Raw genomic sequence first — 23,498 nt, 5'->3', positions numbered from 1 at the left:
CGGGGACGGCACGCCCGCTGTCCTCGTCACCGCGTTCACCGAAGCCCGGCACGTGCTCACCGATGCCCGGTTCAGCGCCGACCGGTTCGCCCACCGCTCCGTCCTGCGTCGCGAGGCGCCCGACCCGGACGCGGCCGGTGCGGGGATGTTCGTGGCCATGGACCCGCCGGGCCACACCCACTACCGCAAAATGCTGGTGGGGGGAGTTCACAGTCCGCAGGATGCGTGCGCTGGAACCCCGGGTGACCGAGATCGTCACCAGCCGCATCGACGCGATGCTCGCCACGGGCGGCGAGGCAGACCTGGTGTCCGCCTTCGCATTGCCTGTGCCGTCGCTGGTGATCTGCGAACTGCTCGGCGTGCCCTACGCCGACCGTGCGGAGTTCCAGCGCGTGACCGACGTCCTGAGCTTCGACACCCCGCCCGAGCGTTTTCGTGCGCGCATGGACGAATTCGCCGACTACCTGCGGGGGCTCATCACGCGTAAGCGCGCCCGGCCGGGCGACGACCTCCTGTCGAGGCTGATCGCCCAGAACGGTGTCTCGGACGTCGAGGTGGTCAACATCGCCCGCCTGCTCCTGGTCGCCGGGCACCACACCACCACGAACATGTTCTCCCTGGGTACTTTCGCCCTGCTGCACGATCCCGGCCAAGTGGACCACCTGCGCGAGCACCCCGACCAGATCGCCGCGGCGGTCGAGGAACTGCTGCGGTACCTCTCGATCATCCAACTGAGCATCGTGCGGGTCACCACCGAACCTGTCGAACTCGGCGGCATCCAGGTGCCCGCAGGCACGACTGTCGTCATCGCACAGGCCGAGGTCAACCGCGACCCCACCCACTGGGCCGACCGCCCCGGTGAGCTGCACCTCGATCGGCCACACGCCCCGCACCTCGCCTTCGGCCACGGCGTCCACCAGTGCATCGGACAACAGCTCGCGCGTGTCGAGATGAGCATCGGGTTCACGCAGTTGTTCACGCGCCTGCCGGGCCTGCGCCTCGCCGTACCGGCCTCGCGGATCCCGCTCAGGACCGACACCGGGATCTACGGCGTGGACTCGCTGCCCATCGCCTGGGACGCGGCGTGATGGCCGTACGGACCAAGCAGGTCGAGTAGTCCGGTCACCGCCGCATCCTGGGATCGTGCGTCGGGTCGGCGTACATGGGCGGGCACCCGTTGTGGATGGCGTCGGGGCGCAGTTCGTAGTGCCAGGGTTCGTTGCGGTAGATCTGACACAGTCCATATCGGACGCCGTGTTCGGACAGCCACGCCCTGGCCGCGGCGGGCCCGATGTCGACCGCGTGCCCCGACACGTGCGACGACGTGTCCACAGTGGCCACCCACCGGGCGGCTTCCTCCTCCGAGCCGTACTTCGAGACCGCCTCGCGGCGCAGGTGTTCCTGGTACTCCGGGGAACGCCAGCCGCCGTTGACGAGGATCTCGACCCCGTCGGCCGCGGCGTCGGTGGCGGCCCGGCGCAGGGCGTCGAGCAGGCCGGGGTCGAGGTTGGCCACGGCCGGGGTCTCGTCGTCGAAGACGGGCACGGGGACGGGGACAGCGCCGAGGGCAGGCCGGGCCGCTGTTCGGGTCGATTCGCGGTAGGGCATGCTTCCAGACAAGTCCGCGTGACGTTGCCAGCACGTACGCGATTTTCGATATGCCGACGATATGGGCTTTTTTGTACCGTCACGAGCGTGCGTGTGCTGGTGGTGGAAGACGAGCCCTACATGGCAGAGGCGATCCGGGACGGCCTGCGCCTGGAAGCGATCGCGGCCGACATCGCCGGTGACGGGGACACCGCGCTGGAGTTGTTGAGCGTCAACGCCTACGACATCGCCATTCTCGACCGCGACATTCCCGGCCCGTCCGGTGACGAGGTCGCCGCGAGCATCGTCGACTCCGGGAGCGGCATACCGATCCTGATGCTCACCGCCGCCGACCGGCTCGACGACAAGGTCTCCGGGTTCGGGCTCGGCGCCGACGACTACCTCACCAAGCCGTTCGAACTGCAGGAGCTCGTGCTCAGACTCCGGGCGCTCGACCGCAGGCGTGCCCACAACAGGCCACCGGTGCGGGAGATCGCGGGCCTGCGGCTGGATCCGTTCCGCCGCGAGGTCTACCGGGACGGCCGGTACGTCGCGCTCACCCGCAAGCAGTTCGCCGTGCTCGAGGTCCTGGTCGCCGCCGAAGGCGGGGTGATCAGCGCCGAGGAACTGCTGGAGCGGGCCTGGGACGAGAACGCCGACCCGTTCACCAATGCGGTGCGAATCACAGTCTCGGCATTGCGCAAACGCCTCGGTGAACCGTGGATCATCTCCACTGTGGCCGGTGTCGGCTACCGCATCGACACCGCACCTGGACGGGACCGTGAATAGGGAACCTGGCTTGAGCGTTCGCCTCAAACTCACCCTCAGCTATGCCGGGTTCCTGATGCTCGCGGGCGCGTTGCTGCTCGCGGTCGTGTGGGTGTTCCTGCTGCGCTACGTGCCGACGGTGATCGACATCCCGCCGCAAACGAGTCCGCCGCCGTGGACGCCCGCGCCGCCGTTCGTGCCGTCCCGCTCCGACCTGGTGGAGGCGTTCCTCCCGAAGGCGGCACTCGTGCTGGGGTTCCTGCTGGTCTTCGGTCTTGTCGGCGGGTGGATCCTCGCAGGCAGGATGCTGGCGCCGCTGACCCGCATCACCCACGCCACCCGCCTGGCCGCGAGCGGGAAGCTGTCCCACCGGATCGGGCTGGAAGGCCGCGACGACGAGTTCCGCGAGCTCGCCGACGCCTTCGACACCATGCTCACCCGGCTGGAAGCGCACGACGCCGAACAGCGGAGGTTCGCCGCCAACGCGTCACACGAACTGCGCACTCCGCTGGCCATCACGCACACGCTTCTCGACGTCGCCCGCAACGACCCGAGCCACAACACCGTCGACCTCCTCGAACGCCTCCACTTCATCAACACCAGGGCGATCGACCTCACCGAGGCGTTGCTCCTGCTCAGCCGCGCCAACCAGCGGTCCTTCGCGCGGGAGGAGGTCGACCTGTCCCTGATCGCGGAAGAAGCCGCCGAGACGCTCCTGCCCCTCGCGGAGAAACGCGGCCTCACGATCACGACCTCCGGTGACGTGGCCACCGCGCTCGGGTCACACGCCCTGCTGCTGCAGATGACGACGAACCTCGTGCACAACGCGATCGTCCACAACCTGCCCGAACAGGGCACCGTGTGGGTCACGACCAGCGTTCACCCCAGGAACGTGGAGCTCACCGTCGAGAACACCGGTGAGCAGCTCTCCCCCCGGCTGGTGTCCACGCTCGCCGAACCGTTCCAGCGCGGCACCGAACGCATCGTCGGCGACCACGCGGGGGTCGGCCTTGGCCTGGCGATCGTCAAAAGCATCGCCGAGGCGCACGACGGGACCCTCACCCTCGCGCCCGGCGCGACCGGCGGTCTCCGTGTCGCAGTGCGGCTCCCGACCTCACGAGGCGTGCCTGCGTCGCTCGGTGACCGCGGTGAGCACGTGCCGGGCCAGGACGACGTCCGCATCTGACGCGCCGACCGCCCGCGCGCGGGCCGACATCGCCGCCATCCGCTCGCGATCGATGAGCACCGGGATCAGCGTGTGCACGATCCAGCCCGGGGTGAGGGCGGCGTCGTCCACGAGCAGCGCCCCACCGGCCGCGACGGCAGGCTCGGCGTTCAGCCGCTGCTCACCGCCGCGCAGCGGCAGCGGGACGTACGCGGCAGGCAGGCCGACAGCGGCCAGCTCGGCGCACGTCATCGCCCCGGACCGGCAGATCACGAAGTCGGCCGCGGCGTAGGCGTACTGCATCTCGTCGACGTAGGGAACCACCACGTAGGGCGGCTCGCCCTCCGGCACCTCCGCCGTGTGCTGCGGTCCGGTGATGTGCAGCACCTGCACGTCGGCCGCCCGCAACGACCGGGCCGCGCCGGACACCGCGTCGTTGATCGTCTTGGCGCCCTGCGAACCGCCGGTGACCAGCAGGACCGGTCCGTCGTTGCGCAGGCCGAACCGGTGCCGGGCGGCGGAGCGCAGCGCGTGACGATCGAGCCCGGTGATCGCCGGGCGCAACGGGATCCCGATGGCGGTGGCGTGTGCCAGTGGAACACCGGGCGCGGCGGTGAACACGTGCGTCGTCATCCGGGCCGCCAGCCGGTTGGCCACCCCGGGCTGCGCGTTCGCCTCGTGCACGACGATCGGCAGGCCCCGCCTGCGGGCGGCGAAGTACGCGGGCACGGCCACGTAACCGCCGAAGCCCACCACGACCTCGGCTCCCACTCGGTCGAGCACCGCACCGGCGGCCCGTACCGAGTCACGCAGCCTGCCCGGCGTCCGCAGCAGTGCCTTGTTCAGCGTCCGCGGCAACGGCACCGGCGGAATGAGTTCGAGCGGGTAGCCGCGGGCCGGGATGAGCGTGGTGTCCAGGCCGCGGGCGGTGCCGATGGCGGTGATCTCGGCGGTGGGCGCCAGACGGCGCACCGCGTCGGCGAAGTTCATCATCGGCTCGATGTGCCCGGCCGAATGGCCACCGGCGACAACCACGCGCGGTGCCGTCACGACTGCCCCTGCAGATCACGCAGGAACCGCGTCGAACGTCCTGTCTGGTCGGTGTAGTCGCGGCGCCGGTAGAACTCGTGCGCGCCTTGGCGGCGGTCCGAACTGGTGACCTCCATGCGGACGCACCCACGGCTGGCCGCGAACGCTTCCGCCTCGGCCACGAGCCGGCTGCCGATCCCCTGGCCGCGTGTGTGTTCGGTGACGACCAGTGCCACGATCCGGCCCCAGGAACCGGCTCGTTCGAAGAACGGGAGGACCTGGACCGCGATGACGCCGAGCAGGGCACCGTCGGCCTCGGCCGCGTAGGCCGCGCCCGAGGGGTTGTCGGCCCAGGTCCGGATTCGGGCCGCTGTCGCCGCGGCGTCCTGCTGGGGATAGCCCAGCTGGTCGAGCAGCTCGTTGACGGCCGCGGCGTCCGTGGGGTGTACCTGTCTTATCTGCATTGTGTGATGGGGAAGTCGAAGTAGTCGTCCGGATAGGGTTCGTCTTTCAACGTGTAGTGCCACCACTCGCGTTCGTACGAGCTGAAACCGCAGGCTTCCATGATCGAACGGAGGTGCTGGCGGTTCGCCGCTTCGACGTAGGTGAGGCCGGGTGCTTCGTGGTGGGAGACGGAATCCATCAGGTCGTGGTCGCCGCCCATGTCGGCGAGTTCACCGGTCGCGAGGTGGTACAGCGTCAGGTCGACGGTGCTGCCGCGGCTGTGGCCCGACCTGGCGGCCACGTATCCCCTGTCGAACATCTCGGACCTGTCGATGTTCGGGTAGTGCCGCGGCTTCTTGCGGCCGTCTTCCGACTGCTGTGACCAGCGCAGGAAGCAGTCCACGGCGCGTTGCGGGCGGTAGCCGTCCCAGAGCAGCAGGCCGAAGCCCAGCGACGCGGCCTTCTCCTGCGCGCTGTCCAGTGCCTCGCACAACGCCTTCGTGCCGACGATCCGGTTGGCCAGGTAGCCGTCCACGGGCTTGCCGGTGAAGTTGTCCCAGGTGGCGTACTTGGCGTCCCAGCGGATGCCGGGCACGATCTCGTCGACGAAGACGAAATCCTCCTTCATTGGGCTTTCCCCGTCAGCGCCAGCGACACGAGCCGGTCGATCAGGTCGGCGAGCGGTATCCCCGCGGCCGCCATCATGGTCGGGTAACGGCTGTACGAGGTCAGGCCGGGGAAGGTGTTGACCTCGTTGAGGACCACCGTGCCGTCCTCCTGCAGGAACATGTCCACACGCGACAGTCCGCGGCACCCCAGGGCGCGGTAGATCGCCTTCGCCGTGTCGTGGACGAGCGCGCGCTCCTGCGCCGAGATGTCGGCGGGAACGAGGATCGTCGAGTTCTCCGAACCGCTCTCCGGGTTCTCCTCCTGGTGGATCTTGAAGAAGCCGTGGGTCAGCCGGATCTGGTCCGCTTCCCCGACAGTCAGATCCAGTTCGTTGCCGAGGACCGCGCACCCGACCTCGCTGCCGACGACCGGCTCCTCGATCAGAATCTTCGAGTCGTACTGCCGCGCGTCGGCCACCGCACCGGCCAGCTCGTCCTTGCCGGACACCTTGTTGACGCCGAAGGACGACCCGGAGCGGGCGGGCTTGACGAAGATCGGGTAGGTGAACCGGTCCGGGTCGACGGTCTCGTCCGCCGGGATGATCCAGAAGTTCGGCGTGGCGATTCCCGCGTTCTGCACGACGGTGTACGCGAGCGACTTGTCCATGCACAGCGCGGAGCTCTGGATGTCGCAGCCCACGTAGGGGATGCCGGACAGCTCCAACAGCCCCTGCATCGCGCCGTCCTCGCCGTACTTGCCGTGCAGCACGGGGAACACGACGTCCAGGCCGATTTCCTCGTAGTGCCCCTCGCCCAGGACGACCAGGCCGCGAACGCTGCTGTCCGGCGATAGCACGGCCGGACGGCCGTTCTCCCAGTCCCCGTCGGGACCGTCGCAGAGCTTCCAGGCGCCGTCCTTCGTGATCCCGATCCAGAACGGCTCGTACTTCGCCGTGTCGAGGTTCTTCGCGACCTCCTGCGCGGACTTGACCGAAACGGGATGCTCCTCGCCCGCCCCGCCGAAGATGATCCCGACCCTCAACCTATCCATACTGCTTCCCGCTTTCGAAGTTCACGCAGTTGATGAGACTGTTCTCCACGGTGTCGCTCAGGGCGTGGTCCGTGTAGTAGGCGGTGTGCGGACTGATCAGCACATTCGGCATGCTTTGCAGCCGTACCAGGGGTTTGTTGTCGATGGGCCGGTCGCGGCAGTCGGCGTAGAAGATGTTCTCCTCGCCTTCGACGACGTCCAGCGCCGCGCCGCCCAGCCTGCCGCTTTCCAACGCCAGCACGAGCGCCTCGGTGTCGATGAGCGGGCCGCGTCCGGTGTTGATGACGAACGCGCCGGGCTTCATCTGGTCGATCCGGCCGCGATCCAGGAGATGGCGCGTTTCCGCGGTGAGTGGCGTGTGCAGGGTGACGATGTCGCTCTGCTGCAGCAGTTCGTCAAGGGGAACGTAGTCGGCGGAGGTGACGGGGCGAATGTCGTAGGCCAGTTTCTGGCAGCCGAAACCCCACAGCCTGTCGATGACGGCCGCGCCGATGCGTCCCGTTCCGACGACCCCGACGGTCAGGTCGCGCAGTTCCTTCCCGCGTACCTCGTTCAGCCGGTAGTCGTGGACGTCCGTGGCCCTGATCATGGCCTTCGCGTGGCGCACTGCCATCAGCATCAGCATGATCGTGTAGTCGGCCACGCTGTCGGGCGAATAGGCGACGTTCTCGACGCGGATGCCGACGCTTTGCGCGTACTCGACGTCGATGTGGTTGTACCCGATGCTTCGCGTGGAGATGTACGCGACACCGGCCTCGCTGAGCGCGAGCAGAGTGGAGTTGGTGACCCGGTGTTTGTGGCCGATGCTGATGCAGCGGTGTCCGACGGCCAGGTCGACGTTGGCTTCGGACACCGCCGCATCGGTGATGGTCGGCATGACTCCGCAGCGAGGCGCCAGCTCGCGGAACAACACGGCCTCGTCCCGCTCACATCCGTAGATCGTGATGCCCATCGTCGGGACTGGCGGGACGACTGAGGTCATGACCCCGGAGTCAAGCCGACCTGGTGTTGCCGACGCGTATGCGGTTTTCGATATGCCGACGATATGCTACTGACGGGTAACATCCGGGTCGACGGCAGCCAGCAGAATCGCGCACGCCTGGTCGATCACCTCGGCGGTCACGTTGAGAGGCGGCATGAGCCGGACGACGCAGTCGTCGCGGCCGCCCAGTTCGACGATCAGCCCGTGGCGCAGCGCGTCAGCCTGGACAGCGTGGGCGTGGTCGGCGCTGGTGAGCTCGACACCCCACATCAGGCCACGGCCCCGCACCTCGCGGACCCCTGGACGAGCGCGCAGCACCGACAGGCGGTCCGCCAGCTGCTCACCGCGCCGCCGGACGTTGCCCAGCACGTCGTCACGCTGGACGATCCGGATCGTCGCGGTGCCCGCGGCGAACGCCGCCTGGTTGCCGCGGAAAGTGCCCGAGTGCGCGCCGGGCGCCCACGTGTCGAGCCGCTTGTCGTAGATGATCAGCGCGACCGGCAGGCCCATCCCGCTCAACGCCTTGGACGCGACGATCACATCCGGCTCGATGCCGTACTGCTCGAACGCGAACCAGGTCCCCGTTCGCCCGCAGCCGGTCTGCACCTCGTCGACCACGAGCGGGATGTCCAGCCGCGCGGTCAGCTCACGGACACGGCGGACGAAGTCCACCCGCGCCGGGATGACCCCGCCCTCGCCCTGCACCATCTCCAGCACCACGGCCGCGGGACGCGGGATGCCGCCGTTGACGTCCTGCAACGACCGCTCCAGCAGACCGACGCAGTTGGTCTGGCAGCTGTCCGCCGAGAGCCCGACCGGGCAGCGGACGCAGTACGAGTAGGGGAAGAAGTGCACGCCCGGCATGCCGTTGGCGATCGGCTGCTTCTGGCTGACCAGGCCGGAGAGGGCCATCGCGGCGTGGCTGGAGCCGTGGAAACCGCCCTGGAAGGCCACGACGTCGCCGCGTCCGGTCGCGGTCTTGCAGAGCTTGAGCGCGGCGTCCACCGCGTTGGCACCGGTGGGGCCGCAGAAGTGGATCTTCATCCGGTCGCGCATCCCCGGCGGCAGCATGGACAGCTGGGCGTCGGTGAACTCGCGCTTGGCCGGTGTGGGGAAGTCCAGGGCGTGGCTGAGCACCGAGAACTGGTGGACGGCCGCCGCGACCACCTCGGGGTGGTTGTGCCCCAAGGACAGCACTCCGGCACCGGACAGGAAGTCGATGAAGACGTTCCCGTCCATGTCCCGCACGAAACTGCCGTTCGCCTCGGCGATCGCGATCGGCAGGTGCCTCGGGTACGCCCGCGCGTTGGACTCCCAGCGCTGCTGGTGTGCCAGGAAGTCGGCGGACCTCGGCCCCGGCAGGTCACCGACGACCCGGGGGACGGGTTCGGCCGTCCTGGTTGGAACTGGATTCATGGCAGTCTCCTGGTCAAGTCAGTTCGGTCGCCGGGTTTCCGCGCCACCACGAGCCGGGCGGCGGTTGGGAACCCTTCATCAGGAACGCGTCGGCGTCGAGCACGGCACCCTCGCCCATGAACACTCCATAGTGGACGAACGCGCCGGTGCCGATGGTGGTGCCCGCGCCGATGGTGGTGTGGTCGGACTTGAACGTGCCGTCCTCCAACGAGTGGCACTGCAGCGTGCTGCCGACGTTCAGCACGCAGTCGTCCCCGACGGTCAGCAGGGACTTCTCGGGCATGGCGCAGCCGTCGTCGAACACCCGGCGGCCGATCCGGACGCCCAGCAGCCGCCACAGCACGTTCTTGAACGGCGTGCCGTTGAACAGCGCGAGGTAGCGGTTGGCGCCCATCTTCCAGAACCGTTCGTGCCGCCAGAAGATCGGGTCGTAGATCGAGCAGAACCGGGGCCGCAGCCTGCGAAACCCTTGCGCGGCGTGTTCGGCGACGATCTCGAACCCGACGGAGAACAGCAGCGACGCCAGCAGCCCCGCCGAAACGGCGAACGCGCCCAGACTCGTGTGCACGCTGCCGAGAGCGACACCGATCAACACGACACCGAGCAGCCGCAGCCACCGCGTCGCCAGGTAGAAGAAGATGGTGAGCAGGTTGTGCCTGTTCTTGGCCGCCAGGCCCCTGCGCAAGGCCAGTCCCGTGCTGAGGTGGTCGAACCGTCCGTCCCGCGCCACCGAACGCGGGATCTCGAACGCGGGCGAGCCGAGCAGCCCGACGTCCTCGCGTACCGGACCGTCCAGCGGGACCAGGACTTTGGTGGCCAGCAGGCAGTTGCGTCCCACCCTGGCTTCGGGCGGGTAGTGGATGTTGTTGCCGAGGAAGGCCTGCGGCGCGACAGACGTCCGCCGCAACCGGAATGACGAACCGGAGAAGTCCGCGTTCAGCAGTGACAACCCGTCGGAGACCATGGTCGCTGTGCCGACCGTGGTCAGGTACGGGGACTCGTGCTTGACCTCCACGCCGAAGTTGGAGCCGGTCTGCCGCACCTCGGACAGGTCGTATCCCAGTCCGCGCAGGTAGTACACGATGAAACTGCTGTCGCCGAACAGGTAGTTGAACGGCCGCTGATTGGTCAGCCTGACGACCAGCCGCTGGATCGAGTACCGCAGTCCGTACAACGGGTAGACCCGGTCCGGGGCCAGCACCCGGTTGAACAACCGCGGCACGGTGCACACGAGCAGCAGCCCGACCACCAGCAAACCGAAGTACAGCACGGCCGACGCCGCGATCTGGTACAGGTAGAACTGCCAGTTCGCGAAGTCCGGCGCCCCGTCCGGGTACACCAGATCGGACACGACCTCGGTACCGGCCAGCAGCACCGGTGACGTCACCAGCAGCAGCACCAGCAGTTGGGCCAAGGCGTACATCACCGGGCGGACCCGGCCCAACCGCGTGGAAGCGAGCGCCTGGTAGTCGACCGCGGACTTCTGGGCCGGTGTTCCGTGCCAGGACTCGCCCGCGGGCACGACCTGCCCGGAGGACAGACACGACGCGTGACCGAGTTGGCCGCCGTCACCGATCTCGGTGCCGATGTCCAGCACGGCACCTTCACCGACGAACGCGTTGCCGCCGAGGACGACCGGGCCGGTCTTGATCCGTCCGGCCTCGGCGCGGTAGCAGGTGAAGTACGTGTCCTTGCGGATCACCGCACCAGCTCCGACGTGCAGCAGATCCGTGCACACCGGCGGATTCCTGGACAGGATCAGCGCGCCTCTGCCGATCTTCGCGCCCAAGGCACGCAGGTGGAGGTTGTAGAGCGGGGAGCCGGGGAACAGCGCCAACGGGCTGAACCGGGTGAGCGTCTTGACGGTCCAGAACCGCAGGTAGCCCACGCTCCACAGGCGGATCTCGCCTGGTCGCCAGCGCCCGACCAGTACCCACTTCGCCGCGACCGGCAATGTGCACGCGGCGGTGACGATGACCGCCGAGACGGCGACCGAGCGCAGGTAGCCGTCAACGAGTCCGGTCGCGGCGTGGACCCAGGTGAGTCCGACGTCGAAAGCCAAGCCCCACAAGCAGAGGTAGGCGAGGAACACCAGCGCCTGGAAGAGTCCACAGAGGAGATACGCCGGTGTGGACGCGCGGTGCGCGGGCGCCCGCTTCGGGGCAATGGCGGTCGGCGTCGAGGCGGGCAGTGACGCGGCAAGATCGCGAACCGTGGGATGGAGGTAGACGTCCCGCATCGAGACCGGCGCGAGATCGGTGCGTTCGCGCAGTCGCGTGCAGAACCCGGCCAGCAGCAACGAGTCCGCGCCGTACTCGTCGAAGAAGTGGCCGGTCACGGAAACCCGGTCGAGCCCGAGCGTCTCGGCGAGGGCCGTGGCGAGGACGCGTTCGGTGTCGTCGGCTGGGTCTTCGTGGTCCGCGGCCACGCCGCGTGGGCCGCTCGGCGCGGGCAGGTTCTTGTGGTCCGCCTTGCCGTTCGGCGTCATCGGGATGAGATCGAGCTGTTCGAGGTACGCGGGCACCATGTAGGCGGGGAGCCGTTCCCGCAACCTGCGGTGGATGTCGTGGACGTCCACGGTCGTGGTGTCCTGCCGCAGGCTGTAGTACGCGACCAGTTCGGTCTTGCCCGGTCGTGGCTCGTGCGTGCCGACCACGGCCTGCGCGATTCCCGGCACCTGTAACAGGATCGACTCGATCTCGGTCAGCTCGATCCGGTAGCCCCTGATCTTGACCTGGGTGTCGGTCCGGCCGTGGTACTCGATCTCGCCTTCCGGCGTGACCCGGCCGAGATCACCGGTGCGGTAGATGCGGCCGGACGGGTTGTCCTCGATGCCGAGGAAGTCCGGGACGAACGCGCGTTCGGTCAGATCGGGCCGGTTGAGGTAGCCCGCGGCCAGCCCGATTCCCGCGATCCCGATCTCGCCGAGCTCACCGGCGGCGAGCGCCCTCGGCGCGTGCGGGTCGAGGATGACCACGGAATAGGTCGGCAACGGGACGCCGATCGTGACCGGCCGGTCCGGCTGGAGCTCCGACCACGTGGCGGTGACCGTCGCCTCGGTCGGGCCGTAGACGTTGAGCAGCCGACGGCCGGCACGGTGCCAACGGCTGATCATGTCCTCCGGGCAAGCCTCCCCCGACACCAGCAGGAAACGCAGGTCCGGCAGGTCCTCGTCCAGGGTGGCCAGCAGCGTCGGCACACAGCACAACGCGGTGATCCTGTTGTCCCGCAGGAACTCCTGTAACTCACTGCCGACCAGGCCGACACCGGCGGGTTTCGGCACGAGCGTGGCGCCGGACAACAACGGGACCCAGATCTCCTCGACCGAGAAGTCGAACGCGATCGTCAACCCCTGGTAGACGCGGTCGTCCGGCGTGAAGCCGTAGACCTCCACGGCGACGCGCACGAAGTTGCAGATGCTGGGGTGGTCGACCGCCACGCCTTTGGGGCGCCCGGTGGATCCCGACGTGTAGATGACGTAGCACAGCTCGCCCACCGGGTCGAGCTTCTCCGCCGCGGTCAACCTCCCGCCGGGTCGCGCGGCGATGGCCGCCTCGTCCTCGTCGGCGTACACCACGTCGACATCGAGGGACGCGAATCTGTCCCGCAGTCCGGACACCGACACCACCAGGCGGATCCCGGCGTCCCGCGCGATGTAGTCCAGCCGGTCGTCCGGGAAACCCGGATCGAGCGGCACGTACACCGCGTTGATCTTGAGCACGGCCAGCATCGCGGCGTAGGCCTGCGACGGCTGGTCGAACAGCAGGCCGATCCGGTCGCCGGGCAGGACTCCGCGGGCGAGCAGGTGACGGCCGAGCCGGTTGGCTCGTTCGTCGAGATCGCGGAAGGTCAGGCGTGCCGCACCCGTGTCCACGGCGATCCGGTCGGGCCCCTGGTCGCACTGGTGCTCGAGCAGGTGCTCCAGCCGTTCCCCGGCGTGCCAGCGGACGCGCTGGTCGAAACCACCGCAGGTCAGGATCCGGCTGTCGGCGTCGAGCAGGCCGACCGGGGCGCGCCGCCCAGTCACGGCCCGCCCTGTCATGGCCGTGCTCCGGCGAGCACGCCGAGGCCGTAGGCGTCATGCAACGCCCGGACTGCCTCATCGAGGTGGTCCTCGGGCACGACAGCGGTGAGCCGGGACGGTGACGTGGCGATCATCGGCACGCTGACACCGAGTCCGCCGACGACACGCAGCAGTTCGGTCAGGCACATCGGGTCGTCCAGCAGGGCGGCCCCGATCACCGACACCGCGCCGAGGTCGCCCTCGACTGTCCACTGTGCATCGAGCTCACGGGCGACGGCGGGCAGCAGGTCGTCGAGCGGTGCCGCGCCGCGCACGGTGAACCACAGCTCGCCCGGATCCGACGAGGTCAGCATGTCCAGCCGTAGCCCGTGCCCGACCAGTCCCGTGAGCGCGCACAGCGGCGCGCCGGGCGGCAGCACGCAGTCGGTGAGGCGCACCAGCCGGATACCGGTCTCGTGCGCGATGCCGACCACTTCGTGGCCGCGCTCCACCGGTTCGACGTCACCGAGGCTGGTCGCCGGTCCGGGACGCGACGAATGCAGCACCCGCACAGGCACTCTTCTGCTTTCCGCCAACAGCACCGACCGCGGGTGCAGGACGCGCGCGCCGTAGTACGCCAGTTCGGCCATGGCCTGGTAGGACACCGCCGGGACCGGCTGGGTGTCCGGCACGAGCCGCGGGTCCGCGGTGTGCACGCCGTGGACGTCGGTGCAGATCTCACACTCATGGCTGGCCAGTGCGGCCGCGAGGGCGACGGCGGTGGTGTCGGAACCGCCTCTGCCGAGCGTGCGCAGCTCTCCGTTCGCGTCCCGGCCCTGGAAACCGGCGATCACCACGACCTTGCCGTCGTGCAGCAGTTCGGTGATCCGCGACGGGTCGATCCGGACGATCACACCGGCTCCCGGCGGACCGGCCACCACGATCCCCGCCTGGTCGCCGCTCAGCGAGACGGCGTCGACCCCCAGCTCCAGCAACGCCAGGGCGAGCACGGCGGCGGACACCTGCTCGCCGGTGGCCATCAGCTGGTCGAGCTCACGCGGACTGGGTCGCGCCGAGTACTGTTCGGCCAGCATGACCAGGTGGTCGGTGGTGTCGCCCATTGCCGACACCACGACCACGACACGTTTGCCCCGACGGGACAAAGCGGCCACGTCCTCGGCCACGCCACGAACGAGCTCCGGCCTGGCCAACGACGAGCCACCATATTTGCGCACTACTGGTCCGTCGACCGGTTCCTCCGCGTCGACGGCCGAGCAGTCGATTGATTCATTCACCTCTCAACCCCTCTGACAGGACGTGGGGCAGCGCGCGAATATCGGGCATGTCAGTATCGCGAAAATGCGAAACGGGCGCCTGACTGGCATTATTGGCGAGTCGCCGCGCTACTCCTCCAACTGACACATCGGATGACATGGCACACCTGCCAATGCTGATCGCGGAAGTCATGGCCGATTTTCCGCGACAGGCGCCTTCTGTCCGACGTCTTCGAAAGTAATCCGCGCGAACGTGACCCGGTACCTCCAGAAGTGGTAATCAGCATACTCCATAGTTCGCGGTTATGTTGGTCTAGACCACTGTGACCAAACGGTCTTGCCCTGGGTTGATGAGGAGGGTGGGGATCGTTTACTGATCGCCAATTGGCCGATGTGCCCACATGGGAAAGTCGATACCGACAACCGGCCAGTCAGATGACGTGGCCCGACTGGCCGATGGCGTGAATGTACACGGATATGTTACATACCCGGTAATGTCAAATAACACCGATACCGACGGTTTGATAGGATCACATATGACGTCTCGCTCATATGTGATCGGTCGCCGCAGAAAGATCGCGCCGCTGACCACGGGTTTCCCCGAACACGGCTCGGCGGATGATCACAGCGCGCGCGAGGGTTCCCATTTGCCGGTAGCACCCGATCCACGCCGACCGCGGGTATTGCCCGATCCCGTCCGAGGCCCGGCGCCGTCGATCTCGTGGATGAAGGCCCACCGCAAGCAAACGTGGAATCGACACGATCGGCGCGGGAAACGGCACGTTGGCGTGCTCGTCGCGCATCAGGTTCCGCTCAATGCGGGAGTGGCCCGCGCGTTCGTGAGCAACACGTAAAATGACCAGATTGTCCTTTCCACAGTCAACGCCGTATGTGTTGCCTTTTAACGGGTGATGTTGTCGAGGATCAGGTCGAGGGTGAAGTCGAAGCGTTCGTGCCCATGGCCGGAGGTCAGCTCGGCGGCGTGCTTCCGGGTGTGCGGGAACCGATCGGCCGGCAGGGCCTCGAAACGCTGGACGAGTTCGGCACGGCTGAGCACCCACTCCTGGTCCGAATCGGCCTGCCGCGCGCGGACCAGGGAGAGCTCCAGCGCGTAGGCGGCGACGTAGAGGGACAGGGAATCCATGGCCCAGACCGCTACGCGGGGCTCGATGCCGCCGGCGAGCAGGATCGCGAGAACGGCCTCGCCGACCCGTAAGGTCTCCAGGTTGGTCGACACGACGGCGAGCGCGGCACGGGAGATGCCGGGATAGCGCAGGTACTGGTCCCGGATCTGGCCGTAGACCTCCCTGAGCTGCTCCTGCCACCGATCGGGGTCGGGGTCGGGCAGGACGAGCTCGGAGTTGAGCTTCCCGATGATCAGGTCGTCGATGTCGGCCTTGTTGACCACGTGCACGTACAGCGAGGACGGGCTGGTGCCGAGCTCGGCGGTGATGGCGCGGATGGTCAACGCGTCGTAGCCCTGGGTCGCCACGACGTGCAGCGCCGCGGCGATGATCCGCTCCACCGTGAGCGGCTCCCGGCGCGGCTTGGACTGCCCGGGAGCACCGTCGGCCTGCAGGTGACGGGCCGCGCGGCGGGCTTTCGGATCGTTGACCACGGCGACGACCCTAGTGGTCACGAACTAAGTTCACTATAGAGAACTACGTACATCACGACTCGCTGGGGCGGCGGCGTCGGCCCTGCTGCGATGATGACATCGCCGCTGAGGCAGCGAGTCTTCAGGAGTGAGCAAGGGTGGCCGACCACAGCACGGACGCGACACCCGTCCGCCGACCGGGTGGGCGGACCGCCCGACTGCGTGAGCGCATGCTGGCGGCAGCCACGGAACTGGTGGCGCAGCACGGCATCGGCGGGCTGCGCTACGAGGAAGTGGCCGAAGTCGCCGGGGTGAACAAGACCAGCGTCTACCGCAACTGGCCGGACAAGGTCCAACTGGTGACCGACGCGCTGTCCTCGTTCGCCGCGGACACCTTGTCGGTGAACGACTCCGGAGACCTCCGCGCGGACCTCGTCGACTTCCTCATGGCCCTCGCCGACTCCCTGGCCACACCGCAGGGTCGCGCCCTGCTGGCCGTGGTGACCTCGGCCTGGGAGAACACCGAGATGCACGAGATACTGCAGACCGTGCAAACGCGGCGCGGGGAGTCCCTTCGCCTCCGGGTGGGCAACGCCATCGAGCGAGGTGAGTTGCCGCCGGTGGACGTCCAGTTCCTCACCGAGATGATGTCCGGCCCCGTACACCTGGCCCACCGCCGGAGCAGGCAGCCCTTCACCCGCAAGGACGCAGAGCAAGTCATCGATGTCGTCCTCGCGGGCGTTCGGGCCGTCTACGGCGGCTAGCTTTGGCTAGAAGATCGCGATCGGGTTGACAGGAACCCCTGTCAACCCGTGAATGCGGGGCGGTGCGGCGACGAACATGAAGCTGTAGCGACCAAGTTCGGCGCAGACGGCGGCGAGTTCGTCGGCGTCCACGGCGTCGACAAGCGGCATCCCCATCCGCGGCAGGGCAACCCCGTGCATGGCCGGTGGTGCGCCGGGCGTCATCGGATAGGAGTCCGAGAGGTCTCCGGCGTACAGCGACACGCCGCGGTCGTGCATCCAGCGCGCCGCGTCGATCGTCATGCCAGGCATCGGGTTGCCGCGGTAGCGGGTCTCCACCCAGCCGAACCGGGCGACGAGCGCGTCACCTGATTCGACGCGGACGCCGAAGCGTTCCGCCGCGGCGTCGAGGTCCGCCGAGGTGATCCTGTGGTCGGCGGGCACCGGGCCGTCCGCGCCGAAGTCGAGCAGGACTCCCCTGGTCACGATCCCGGCAGCGAACGCCGTGGTCGACCCGTGCACGACACCGCCCATGGTGACGGCCTCGGCGGCCGGGCGTCCGGGGTACACCTGGCCGTTCTGGGGCATGTGCCCCAACGCGTCGAGGTGCGTGGACAGGACGTGGTGGTTGGTGACGACCATGATGTCCGCGTGCGCGAGCGCCGGGCTTCCGGTGAACGCCATGATCTGCTGGACCGGTGATTCCTCGGCGGTCCGCGGCGGGAACGGGCCGCCGACGATCGGCGCGGGCCGGATGGGCACGGCCAGCGACACCGAACGCCCGGTGCGCACCTCTCGCCCGGCTCGCTCGCGCACTTCGTCCGTGATCAGGTTCAGCGTGCCCAGTTCGTCGTCGTCGCCCCACCGGCCCCAGTTGCTCGGCATGTCGTCCCGCTCGCTCATGGTCGCGATCGTATGAGTCCTCCCCGTCGCCGGGATGGCAGGTTTTGGACAAGTCACTGTGGACGATTGACGCAACCGGCGCGGCACGCGGGCGTCACCTGACTGTGGTACGCAAGTAACTCCTCGAGGAGGTTTCGAAATGCTGCGCCGTGTCTTCGCTCTCCCGCTCATGATCGCCGGGATGATCGCGGTGCCGTCCCCGGCGAACGCGGTGATCGGCGGCTCGGTGAGCGGCTACGGCCCGTGGGCCGTCCGGGTGCTTGTGGACGGTCAACCGCACTGCACCGGGACCGCGGTCAGTCCTGAGTGGATCATCAGCGCGTCGCACTGCTTCTTCGACCAGCCCGACGCGCCGGTCGCGGACGCGCGCATCGAGTTCCGGGTCGGCAGCCTGGACATGCGGACCGGCACCCGGGTGCACCCGGTCGGCAACAGCCGGGTGCGGAACCCGAATGGGCTCGACGCGATGCTGATCAAGGTGCCGAGGATGAACGTCCCCGTGGCCGAGCTGTCCGTGTCCCCGGTGAAACCGGGTCAGCCGGTGCGCGTGTTCGGCTGGGGCGCGACCTGCACCGACGACGAGAACAGCTGCCAGTCGAACGTGCTCAAGCAGGCCGACCTGCGGGTGCTCGCCAACGAGGACAAGCGGTGCGACGGGCACGGCACCCCTGACGGCGCGGACTTCTGCGCGATCCGGGTTTCCGGGGTCCCGGCAGGCGGCGACTCCGGCGGACCGATCATGACCGCCGCGCCACACGGCAAGGAAGCACTCGTCGGCGTGTTCTGGGGATCCGACCGCGCTCGACTGGTGGACGCGGCCGCGATCTCCCACCAGCTCACCTGGATCCGCTCGGTCATCGCGAAGTAGCAGGCCGTGCGCTTCAGCCTCGAAGCGCTGCCCGCTGGCTACTCGGCGGGTGCGGTCTCGACGTTGTAGCCGCCGGGACCTTCCTGTCCGCAGTAGACGACCCCTTTGCTGCCTTCGGGGTCCGCGGCCTTCGCACAGCTCCAGTTGCCCTGGATGTCGATCACGCGGCGACCCGGGCCCTCGCCGCCGGGCGCCTTGGCGAAGTACTCGTTGAGGACCTTGAAGGCCATGTCACAGCCGGGGTTGCCGTTCTCCGTGCCGATGGCGATCACGTCCACTTTGGGCCCTTCGACCGGCCCGACCTTGCCGCCGAAGAGCTTGCTGCAGTTGACGTCCTCGGCGGGCCCGGCGCCGGCGGGGCCGCTCGGCTCCGGTTCCGGCTCCGGGGGCGGCGTCTTGCCGCCGCTGTGACTCGGCTGGACCGCACTGGTGTGGAACGACAGGCCGTCCTTGTCGCAGCTGATCGACCCGGTGCCCTTCGCCCCGGTGTCCGCCATGCACTTCCAGCCCTTGACCTCGACGTGCCTGCCGGATCCCTCGGATTTGCCCGCTTTCTGGAAGTACTCGGCGATCACGTTGATCGCCTCGGTGCACCCCGCGATGCCCTTCGGGGTCTCCACAGCGACCACGTCGACCTGGTACGGCCCGACTTTGCCGCCGCTGGCACTGCAGTTGACCTCTGTGCTGAGGTTGCTCTCCGGCTGGCCGCCTGCTTGCGTCTCCTGTTTCGGGCTTTGCGGCGGGGTACTCGCCGTCCCCGTGGGGGCACCGCCGCCGCACGCGGACAACAGCGCCCCAGCGGCGACCGCGAGACCCACCGCGAACACCTTCACCGACCCGACACGCATCGCGTTCATCCTCTCGATTCCTACGATCCTGGTACAGGATGAAGCCCGCGAACGCGGCCCGAGAAACCGCCACCCGGGAAATGTGACAAGAACACGCCTCATGCCCGCCGAGCGCCGCTCAACTCGGCGGCGACTTCGACAGCGATCTCGATCGCCCGTGTGGCGAGCGGGGATTGGGTGCGCCCGGCACGCCAGTGCAGGTAGATCTCCCGTACCGGCAGGGCAGGGCACAGCTCGTGCACGCGGAGCTGACGGTCGGATTCGACGTTGGCGCCCCGGATCGCGAGCCACGGCAGCACCGCCGACCCCATCCCGGCACGCACCATCGACAGCAGGGTTTCGTTGATCGCGCTGCGGAACACGACCCGCGGACGGGCGCCGTTGTGCGCGAGTGCCTGTTCCATCAACGGTTGGTCGCAGGTCAACGGCCAGGCCACCATCGGCGCGTCGTCGAGCTGCGCCAGCTGGACCGGACCGTCGGGGAAGGCGTCGTTGCCGCACACCAACAGGTACGGGTCGTCGAGCAGCTTGGCGCTCTCGACGTCGCCGTCGATCCGGCCGTCGTAGAACAGCAGGTCGAGATCACTGATCCGCGGTTGGTCCGGCTCCTCCTCGAACAACCTGATGTCGCAGTCGGGCTGCTCCTCCCGCAACCTGCACACGACAACCGGCAGAATCACGTTCGACACGCTCTGGAACGTGCCGATGTCGATCCGACCGCCACCTGCCTTGAACCGGTCCACCGCGTCGGCGAGTTTCTCCGCCCGTGCCAGCAGATCGCGGCCGTGCTCCAGGACCACGGCCCCGAGCGGCGTGATCCGCACCGGCTTGGGGCCACCCGGCCGGTCGAACACCGGACCGCCGACGGTCCGCTCCAACGCGGCGATCTGTTGGCTCACCGTCGATTGCGTGTAACCGAGCCGAGCGGCGGCTCGCCCGAAGGAGCCCTCGTCGGCGATGGCGGCCATCGCGGCGAGGTGACGCAGTTCGATGTCGGTCACCCCGGGAGGGTACATCGCGATGGGCGATTGAATTGATCGCAAACCATCGCTTTTCGCGATGGACGTTTCGGCTTAGCGTTGCGCCAAGGTCAACGAAGGAGAGCCGACATGACGCACACCGACGAGACGACCCGGCTGAGGTCGGCGCTCTGGCTGCCCCTGTTCGACGATCTCGCAGACCCGAGGACGGTGGCACGGCTGGCCGCCGACGCCGAGTCGGCCGGGTGGGACGGTTGCTTCGTGTGGGACCAGCTGTCCTGGCGGCCGCCCACCCGGCAGATCGCCGACCCGTGGATCACCTTGGCGGCGATGGCCACCACGACCGAACGGCTGCGGCTGGGCCCGATGGTCACTCCGCTCCCCCGCCGCCGTCCGGCCAAGGTCGCCAGGGAGACCGCGACACTGGACCAGCTCAGCGGCGGCAGGCTCGTCCTCGGCGTGGGCATCGGCAGCGACCGGTTCGGCGGTGAGCTGTCCAGGACCGGGGAGCAGCTCGACGACCGGCGGCGCGGCCGGATGCTCGACGAGTCACTGGCGATCCTGACCGCCGCGTGGTCCGGCAAGCCGGTGCGCCACCACGGCGAGCACTACACCGTCGACGACATCGAGTTCCTGCCACACCCGGTGCGGCGAGGCGGTGTGCCGGTGTGGGCGGCCGGGTTCCCCGGCAACGTCAAGCCGATCCGCCGGGCCGCCCGGCTCGACGGCTTCGTCCCGGCCAATCTCCAGCACCCGGACCAGCTCGCCGAGATCGTCGCCACCATCACCGGCCTCCGGCCTGACGCGACAGAGCCGTTCGACATCGCCGTCGGTCTCCCCTACGACATCGACCCGGCACCGTATGCCGCCGCCGGTGCGACCTGGTGGCTGCCGGAGTTCGAGCCTGGCGTATCACTGGACACAGTGCGCGGTGTCCTGCGCAACGGACCTGGGCGTAACTGAAAATGTTCGACTACGACGCTGAACTGATTCGCTACCACCTGCGGCTGCGGGCGGCCGCGGACGTCCAGACCACGGATCGAGTACTCGACATCGGCTGCGGCGCCGGACAGACCACAAGGGACGCGGCCAGATCCGCGCGGTCGGGAAGCGCGCTGGGGGTGGACGTCTCCCGCCCGATGCTGGACCGCGCCCGTGAACTCAGCGAGCGGGAAGGAATCGGCAACGTCCGCTTCGAGGTAGCCGACGCCCAGACCCATCCCTTCCCGACGGACGAGTTCACCTTGGGGCTCAGCCGGTTCGGCACGATGTTCTTCGCCGACCCGGGAGCGGCGTTCACCAACATCGGGCGAGCGTTGCGACCGGGGGCGCGACTGGTTCAACTGGTGTGGCAGGCGTACGACCGCCAGGAGTGGTCCACCGCTGTCCGGCAGGCACTGGCCGACGACAGGTCTTCGTCGCGCGGGCACGGCGCCTTCTCACTGGCGGATCCGACCGTCACCGCCAACGTGCTGGCCAAAGCGGGTTTCACCGATGTCGAGATCGCCGACGTCCGTGAGCCGGTCTACTACGGTCCGGACGCGGCCGGGGCCCGTGACGCCCTGTTCGAGCTGCGGATGGTCCAGGATCTGCTCGCGGACCTGGACGCCACGCAGACGTCTCACGCTGTCGACCGGCTGATGACCATGCTCGACGCCCATGACACCGGTGCGGGCGTGTGGTTCGACTCCGCTGCCTGGCTCGTCACCGCACGTCGTTAGCACGCCCGGTTCAGACGCTGCCCTGGATGGCTTGCAGGAGCGCGGTTGTGGCGGGCGGGTCCGGCGGGTCGCCGTAGGTGACGGCGTAGATCTGCCTCGGGTCGTCGGGCAGTTCGGTGGTGTGGACGTCGGGCTCGCGGTGAGCGCGCAGCGCGAGCCCAGGCAGGGTGGTGACGCCCATGCGTGCGGCAACCAGCGCCTGCATGACGACCATGTCATCGCTGACCAGGTTGATGCGCGGGGTGAAGCCCGACCGCCGGCATACGGTGATCAGCTCGTCCTGGCACCGCGCGCACCCGCCGATCCAGGTGGAGTCGTGGTGGTCGGCGACGGTTTGCCCGGGCTCGTAGGTGAGCAGGTAGATCGGGTCGTCGAGGAGGTGGACCAGCCGGAGCCCGTCCTCCTCGCGCGGGGTGTCGGCGTACCGGAAGATCAACGCGACGTCGATCTCCCCGGCGCGCAGCATGCGCAGCGCCTCGACCGGGTGGACGTCGACGAGTCCCAGTTCGATCCCGGGATGCGCACGGGCGAGCGCGGCTGCGGCCTTCGGGACGACGGTGCTCAGGATCGACTGGAACCCGGCCATCCGGACACGCCCGGCCCGCAACCCGACCCGAGCGGCCAACTCGGTCGCGGCGGCGTCCACCCGGCCGACGATCTCGGCGGCCCGAACGGCAAGCAGCTCCCCTTCCGGGGTGAGCCGGATGCCGCGGCCCACCCGTTGGATCAGCTTCGCGCCGGTGGCCCCTTCCAGTCGCGCGAGATGGTGGCTCACCGCAGGTTGGGTGTAGTGCAGCTCCTTCGCCGCCTCGGTCACCGACCCGTGCCGGGCGACAGCGGCCAGCACCGTGAGCTGGGTCAGGTTCATTCATCAAGAATACTTACAGGACAGCGAAAACCTTGGCATTGGACGTCATGCGGGCGGCGGGGCCACGATGAGGAGAAGCCTGGAAGGAGGAACGCAATGACCACCGCATCCGACACTCGGGCCCGGCCCGGTCTCGCGGAGCTGATCGACCGGATCCGCCAGTGCACCCACCCGAGATCCGACCCGCGCACCACCGCTCGACGGGTCGCCGACGTCCTCGCCGAGCTGAACCCCGGCGCGAACCTGCTCACCGCGGCGGAACGAGAAGGATCGGCCGACGGGTACACCCGCCACACGCTGCACGCCGAATCCAGCTTCTCCATCTCGGCAGTGGTGTGGCGCCCCGGCCAGATCACCGAGATCCACGACCACCTGGTGTGGTGTTCGTTCCTCGTCCTGCAGGGCGCCGAAACGGAGAACATCTTCGACATCGACGGTGACCGGCTGGTCCAGATCGGCCGGAAGCAACGCCCCACCGGCTCGGTCAGCGGCGTCGCGCCACCCGACGACATCCACCAGGTGCACAACACCGGTGACACGGTCGCCATCACGTTGCACGTGTACGGCGCCGACCTCAGCCAGGGAACCAGCGTGCGCCGCACGTACCGGTTACGGTGACGCGCAAGTGAACTTTGATTGCTCA

22 protein-coding genes are annotated in these 23,498 nt (G+C 68.5%); 8 read left to right on the top strand and 14 right to left on the bottom strand.

What is annotated here, in order from left to right; all coding sequences use genetic code 11:
- Window positions 1-221: 221 nt before the first annotated feature.
- Window positions 222-1,088 carry a cytochrome P450 gene (locus ALI144C_RS04685; RefSeq protein ID WP_237773981.1) on the top strand — a complete coding sequence of 289 codons (867 nt, stop codon included), beginning with the start codon at window positions 222-224 and terminating at the stop codon, window positions 1,086-1,088.
- A 34-nt stretch (window positions 1,089-1,122) separates the two neighbouring features.
- On the opposite strand, the gene ALI144C_RS04680 is transcribed toward ALI144C_RS04685, so the two are convergent.
- On the bottom strand, window positions 1,123-1,608 hold the full coding sequence (locus tag ALI144C_RS04680) for a M15 family metallopeptidase (RefSeq protein ID WP_076985753.1): 486 nt from the start codon (window positions 1,606-1,608) through the stop codon (window positions 1,123-1,125).
- An 87-nt stretch (window positions 1,609-1,695) separates the two neighbouring features.
- Between ALI144C_RS04680 and ALI144C_RS04675 the strand changes: the two genes are divergently transcribed.
- On the top strand, window positions 1,696-2,376 hold the full coding sequence (locus ALI144C_RS04675) for a response regulator transcription factor (protein WP_076985752.1): 681 nt from the start codon (window positions 1,696-1,698) through the stop codon (window positions 2,374-2,376).
- Window positions 2,369-3,541 (top strand): sensor histidine kinase, encoded by a 1,173-nt coding sequence (locus ALI144C_RS04670; RefSeq protein WP_076985751.1) that lies wholly within the window; start codon window positions 2,369-2,371, stop codon window positions 3,539-3,541. Before ALI144C_RS04675 ends, ALI144C_RS04670 begins: the two co-directional genes overlap by 8 nt.
- Here the strand turns inward: ALI144C_RS04670 and ALI144C_RS04665 are convergent.
- From ALI144C_RS04665 to ALI144C_RS04625, 9 genes are all read right to left on the bottom strand, one after another.
- On the bottom strand, window positions 3,470-4,570 hold the full coding sequence (locus tag ALI144C_RS04665; RefSeq protein WP_076985750.1) for a UDP-N-acetylglucosamine--N-acetylmuramyl-(pentapeptide) pyrophosphoryl-undecaprenol N-acetylglucosamine transferase: 1,101 nt from the start codon (window positions 4,568-4,570) through the stop codon (window positions 3,470-3,472). The genes ALI144C_RS04670 and ALI144C_RS04665 overlap by 72 nt on opposite strands.
- Window positions 4,567-5,013 (bottom strand): GNAT family N-acetyltransferase, encoded by a 447-nt coding sequence (locus ALI144C_RS04660; RefSeq protein ID WP_076985749.1) that lies wholly within the window; start codon window positions 5,011-5,013, stop codon window positions 4,567-4,569. The genes ALI144C_RS04665 and ALI144C_RS04660 overlap by 4 nt, the downstream gene beginning before the upstream one ends.
- A complete protein-coding gene (gene vanX / locus ALI144C_RS04655; RefSeq protein WP_076985748.1) occupies window positions 5,004-5,621 on the bottom strand; it encodes a D-Ala-D-Ala dipeptidase VanX in 618 nt (205 codons plus the stop codon). Before vanX ends, ALI144C_RS04660 begins: the two co-directional genes overlap by 10 nt.
- Window positions 5,618-6,652: a D-alanine--(R)-lactate ligase gene (gene vanA / locus ALI144C_RS04650; RefSeq protein WP_076985747.1), complete on the bottom strand. Its 1,035-nt coding sequence runs from the start codon at window positions 6,650-6,652 to the stop codon at window positions 5,618-5,620. Before vanA ends, vanX begins: the two co-directional genes overlap by 4 nt.
- Window positions 6,645-7,634 (bottom strand): D-lactate dehydrogenase VanH, encoded by a 990-nt coding sequence (gene vanH, locus ALI144C_RS04645; RefSeq protein ID WP_076985746.1) that lies wholly within the window; start codon window positions 7,632-7,634, stop codon window positions 6,645-6,647. The genes vanA and vanH overlap by 8 nt, the downstream gene beginning before the upstream one ends.
- A gap of 66 nt (window positions 7,635-7,700) precedes the next feature.
- The gene (locus tag ALI144C_RS04640) at window positions 7,701-9,050 is read right to left on the bottom strand and encodes a diaminobutyrate--2-oxoglutarate transaminase family protein (protein WP_076985745.1); all 1,350 of its coding nucleotides are present in this window, start codon (window positions 9,048-9,050) and stop codon (window positions 7,701-7,703) included.
- A gap of 13 nt (window positions 9,051-9,063) precedes the next feature.
- Window positions 9,064-13,092, bottom strand: coding sequence for a Pls/PosA family non-ribosomal peptide synthetase (locus ALI144C_RS04635; RefSeq protein WP_083752710.1), 4,029 nt, complete (start codon window positions 13,090-13,092; stop codon window positions 9,064-9,066).
- Window positions 13,089-14,348 carry an aspartate kinase gene (locus ALI144C_RS04630; protein WP_237773980.1) on the bottom strand — a complete coding sequence of 420 codons (1,260 nt, stop codon included), beginning with the start codon at window positions 14,346-14,348 and terminating at the stop codon, window positions 13,089-13,091. Before ALI144C_RS04630 ends, ALI144C_RS04635 begins: the two co-directional genes overlap by 4 nt.
- An 880-nt stretch (window positions 14,349-15,228) precedes the next feature.
- Window positions 15,229-15,966, bottom strand: coding sequence for a TetR/AcrR family transcriptional regulator (locus ALI144C_RS04625; protein WP_237773979.1), 738 nt, complete (start codon window positions 15,964-15,966; stop codon window positions 15,229-15,231).
- 116 nt (window positions 15,967-16,082) lie between these two features.
- Between ALI144C_RS04625 and ALI144C_RS04620 the strand changes: the two genes are divergently transcribed.
- Complete coding sequence (locus ALI144C_RS04620) at window positions 16,083-16,688, top strand: TetR/AcrR family transcriptional regulator (RefSeq protein ID WP_076985743.1); 606 nt, start codon at window positions 16,083-16,085, stop codon at window positions 16,686-16,688.
- Window positions 16,689-16,694: 6 nt separating this feature from the next.
- On the opposite strand, the gene ALI144C_RS04615 is transcribed toward ALI144C_RS04620, so the two are convergent.
- Window positions 16,695-17,570, bottom strand: a complete 876-nt coding sequence (locus ALI144C_RS04615; protein WP_076985742.1) for a cyclase family protein — start codon at window positions 17,568-17,570, stop codon at window positions 16,695-16,697.
- A 139-nt stretch (window positions 17,571-17,709) separates the two neighbouring features.
- On the opposite strand from ALI144C_RS04615, the gene ALI144C_RS04610 reads away from it, so the two are divergent.
- Window positions 17,710-18,438, top strand: a complete 729-nt coding sequence (locus ALI144C_RS04610) for a S1 family peptidase (protein WP_076985741.1) — start codon at window positions 17,710-17,712, stop codon at window positions 18,436-18,438.
- 38 nt (window positions 18,439-18,476) lie between these two features.
- Here the strand turns inward: ALI144C_RS04610 and ALI144C_RS04605 are convergent, their stop codons facing one another.
- Complete coding sequence (locus ALI144C_RS04605) at window positions 18,477-19,295, bottom strand: hypothetical protein (RefSeq protein WP_076985740.1); 819 nt, start codon at window positions 19,293-19,295, stop codon at window positions 18,477-18,479.
- A gap of 89 nt (window positions 19,296-19,384) precedes the next feature.
- Window positions 19,385-20,287, bottom strand: a complete 903-nt coding sequence (locus tag ALI144C_RS04600) for a LysR family transcriptional regulator (RefSeq protein WP_076985739.1) — start codon at window positions 20,285-20,287, stop codon at window positions 19,385-19,387.
- 108 nt (window positions 20,288-20,395) lie between these two features.
- Here ALI144C_RS04600 and ALI144C_RS04595 point away from each other — a divergent pair, with 108 nt between their 5' ends.
- Both ALI144C_RS04595 and ALI144C_RS04590 read left to right on the top strand, forming a co-directional pair.
- Window positions 20,396-21,229, top strand: coding sequence for an LLM class flavin-dependent oxidoreductase (locus ALI144C_RS04595; RefSeq protein ID WP_076985738.1), 834 nt, complete (start codon window positions 20,396-20,398; stop codon window positions 21,227-21,229).
- 2 nt (window positions 21,230-21,231) lie between these two features.
- Window positions 21,232-21,987 (top strand): class I SAM-dependent methyltransferase, encoded by a 756-nt coding sequence (locus tag ALI144C_RS04590; RefSeq protein ID WP_076985737.1) that lies wholly within the window; start codon window positions 21,232-21,234, stop codon window positions 21,985-21,987.
- Between the two features lie 10 nt (window positions 21,988-21,997).
- Here ALI144C_RS04590 and ALI144C_RS04585 read toward each other — a convergent pair whose 3' ends face one another.
- Window positions 21,998-22,855, bottom strand: coding sequence for a LysR family transcriptional regulator (locus ALI144C_RS04585; RefSeq protein ID WP_076985736.1), 858 nt, complete (start codon window positions 22,853-22,855; stop codon window positions 21,998-22,000).
- A gap of 96 nt (window positions 22,856-22,951) precedes the next feature.
- Between ALI144C_RS04585 and ALI144C_RS04580 the strand changes: the two genes are divergently transcribed.
- The gene (locus tag ALI144C_RS04580) at window positions 22,952-23,473 is read left to right on the top strand and encodes a cysteine dioxygenase family protein (protein ID WP_076985735.1); all 522 of its coding nucleotides are present in this window, start codon (window positions 22,952-22,954) and stop codon (window positions 23,471-23,473) included.
- Window positions 23,474-23,498 lie beyond the last annotated feature (25 nt).

The sequence above is a fragment of the Actinosynnema sp. ALI-1.44 genome (assembly GCF_001984155.1).
Taxonomy (GTDB): Bacteria; Actinomycetota; Actinomycetes; order Mycobacteriales; family Pseudonocardiaceae; genus Kibdelosporangium.
This window is presented reverse-complemented; position numbering and strand designations above follow the sequence as displayed.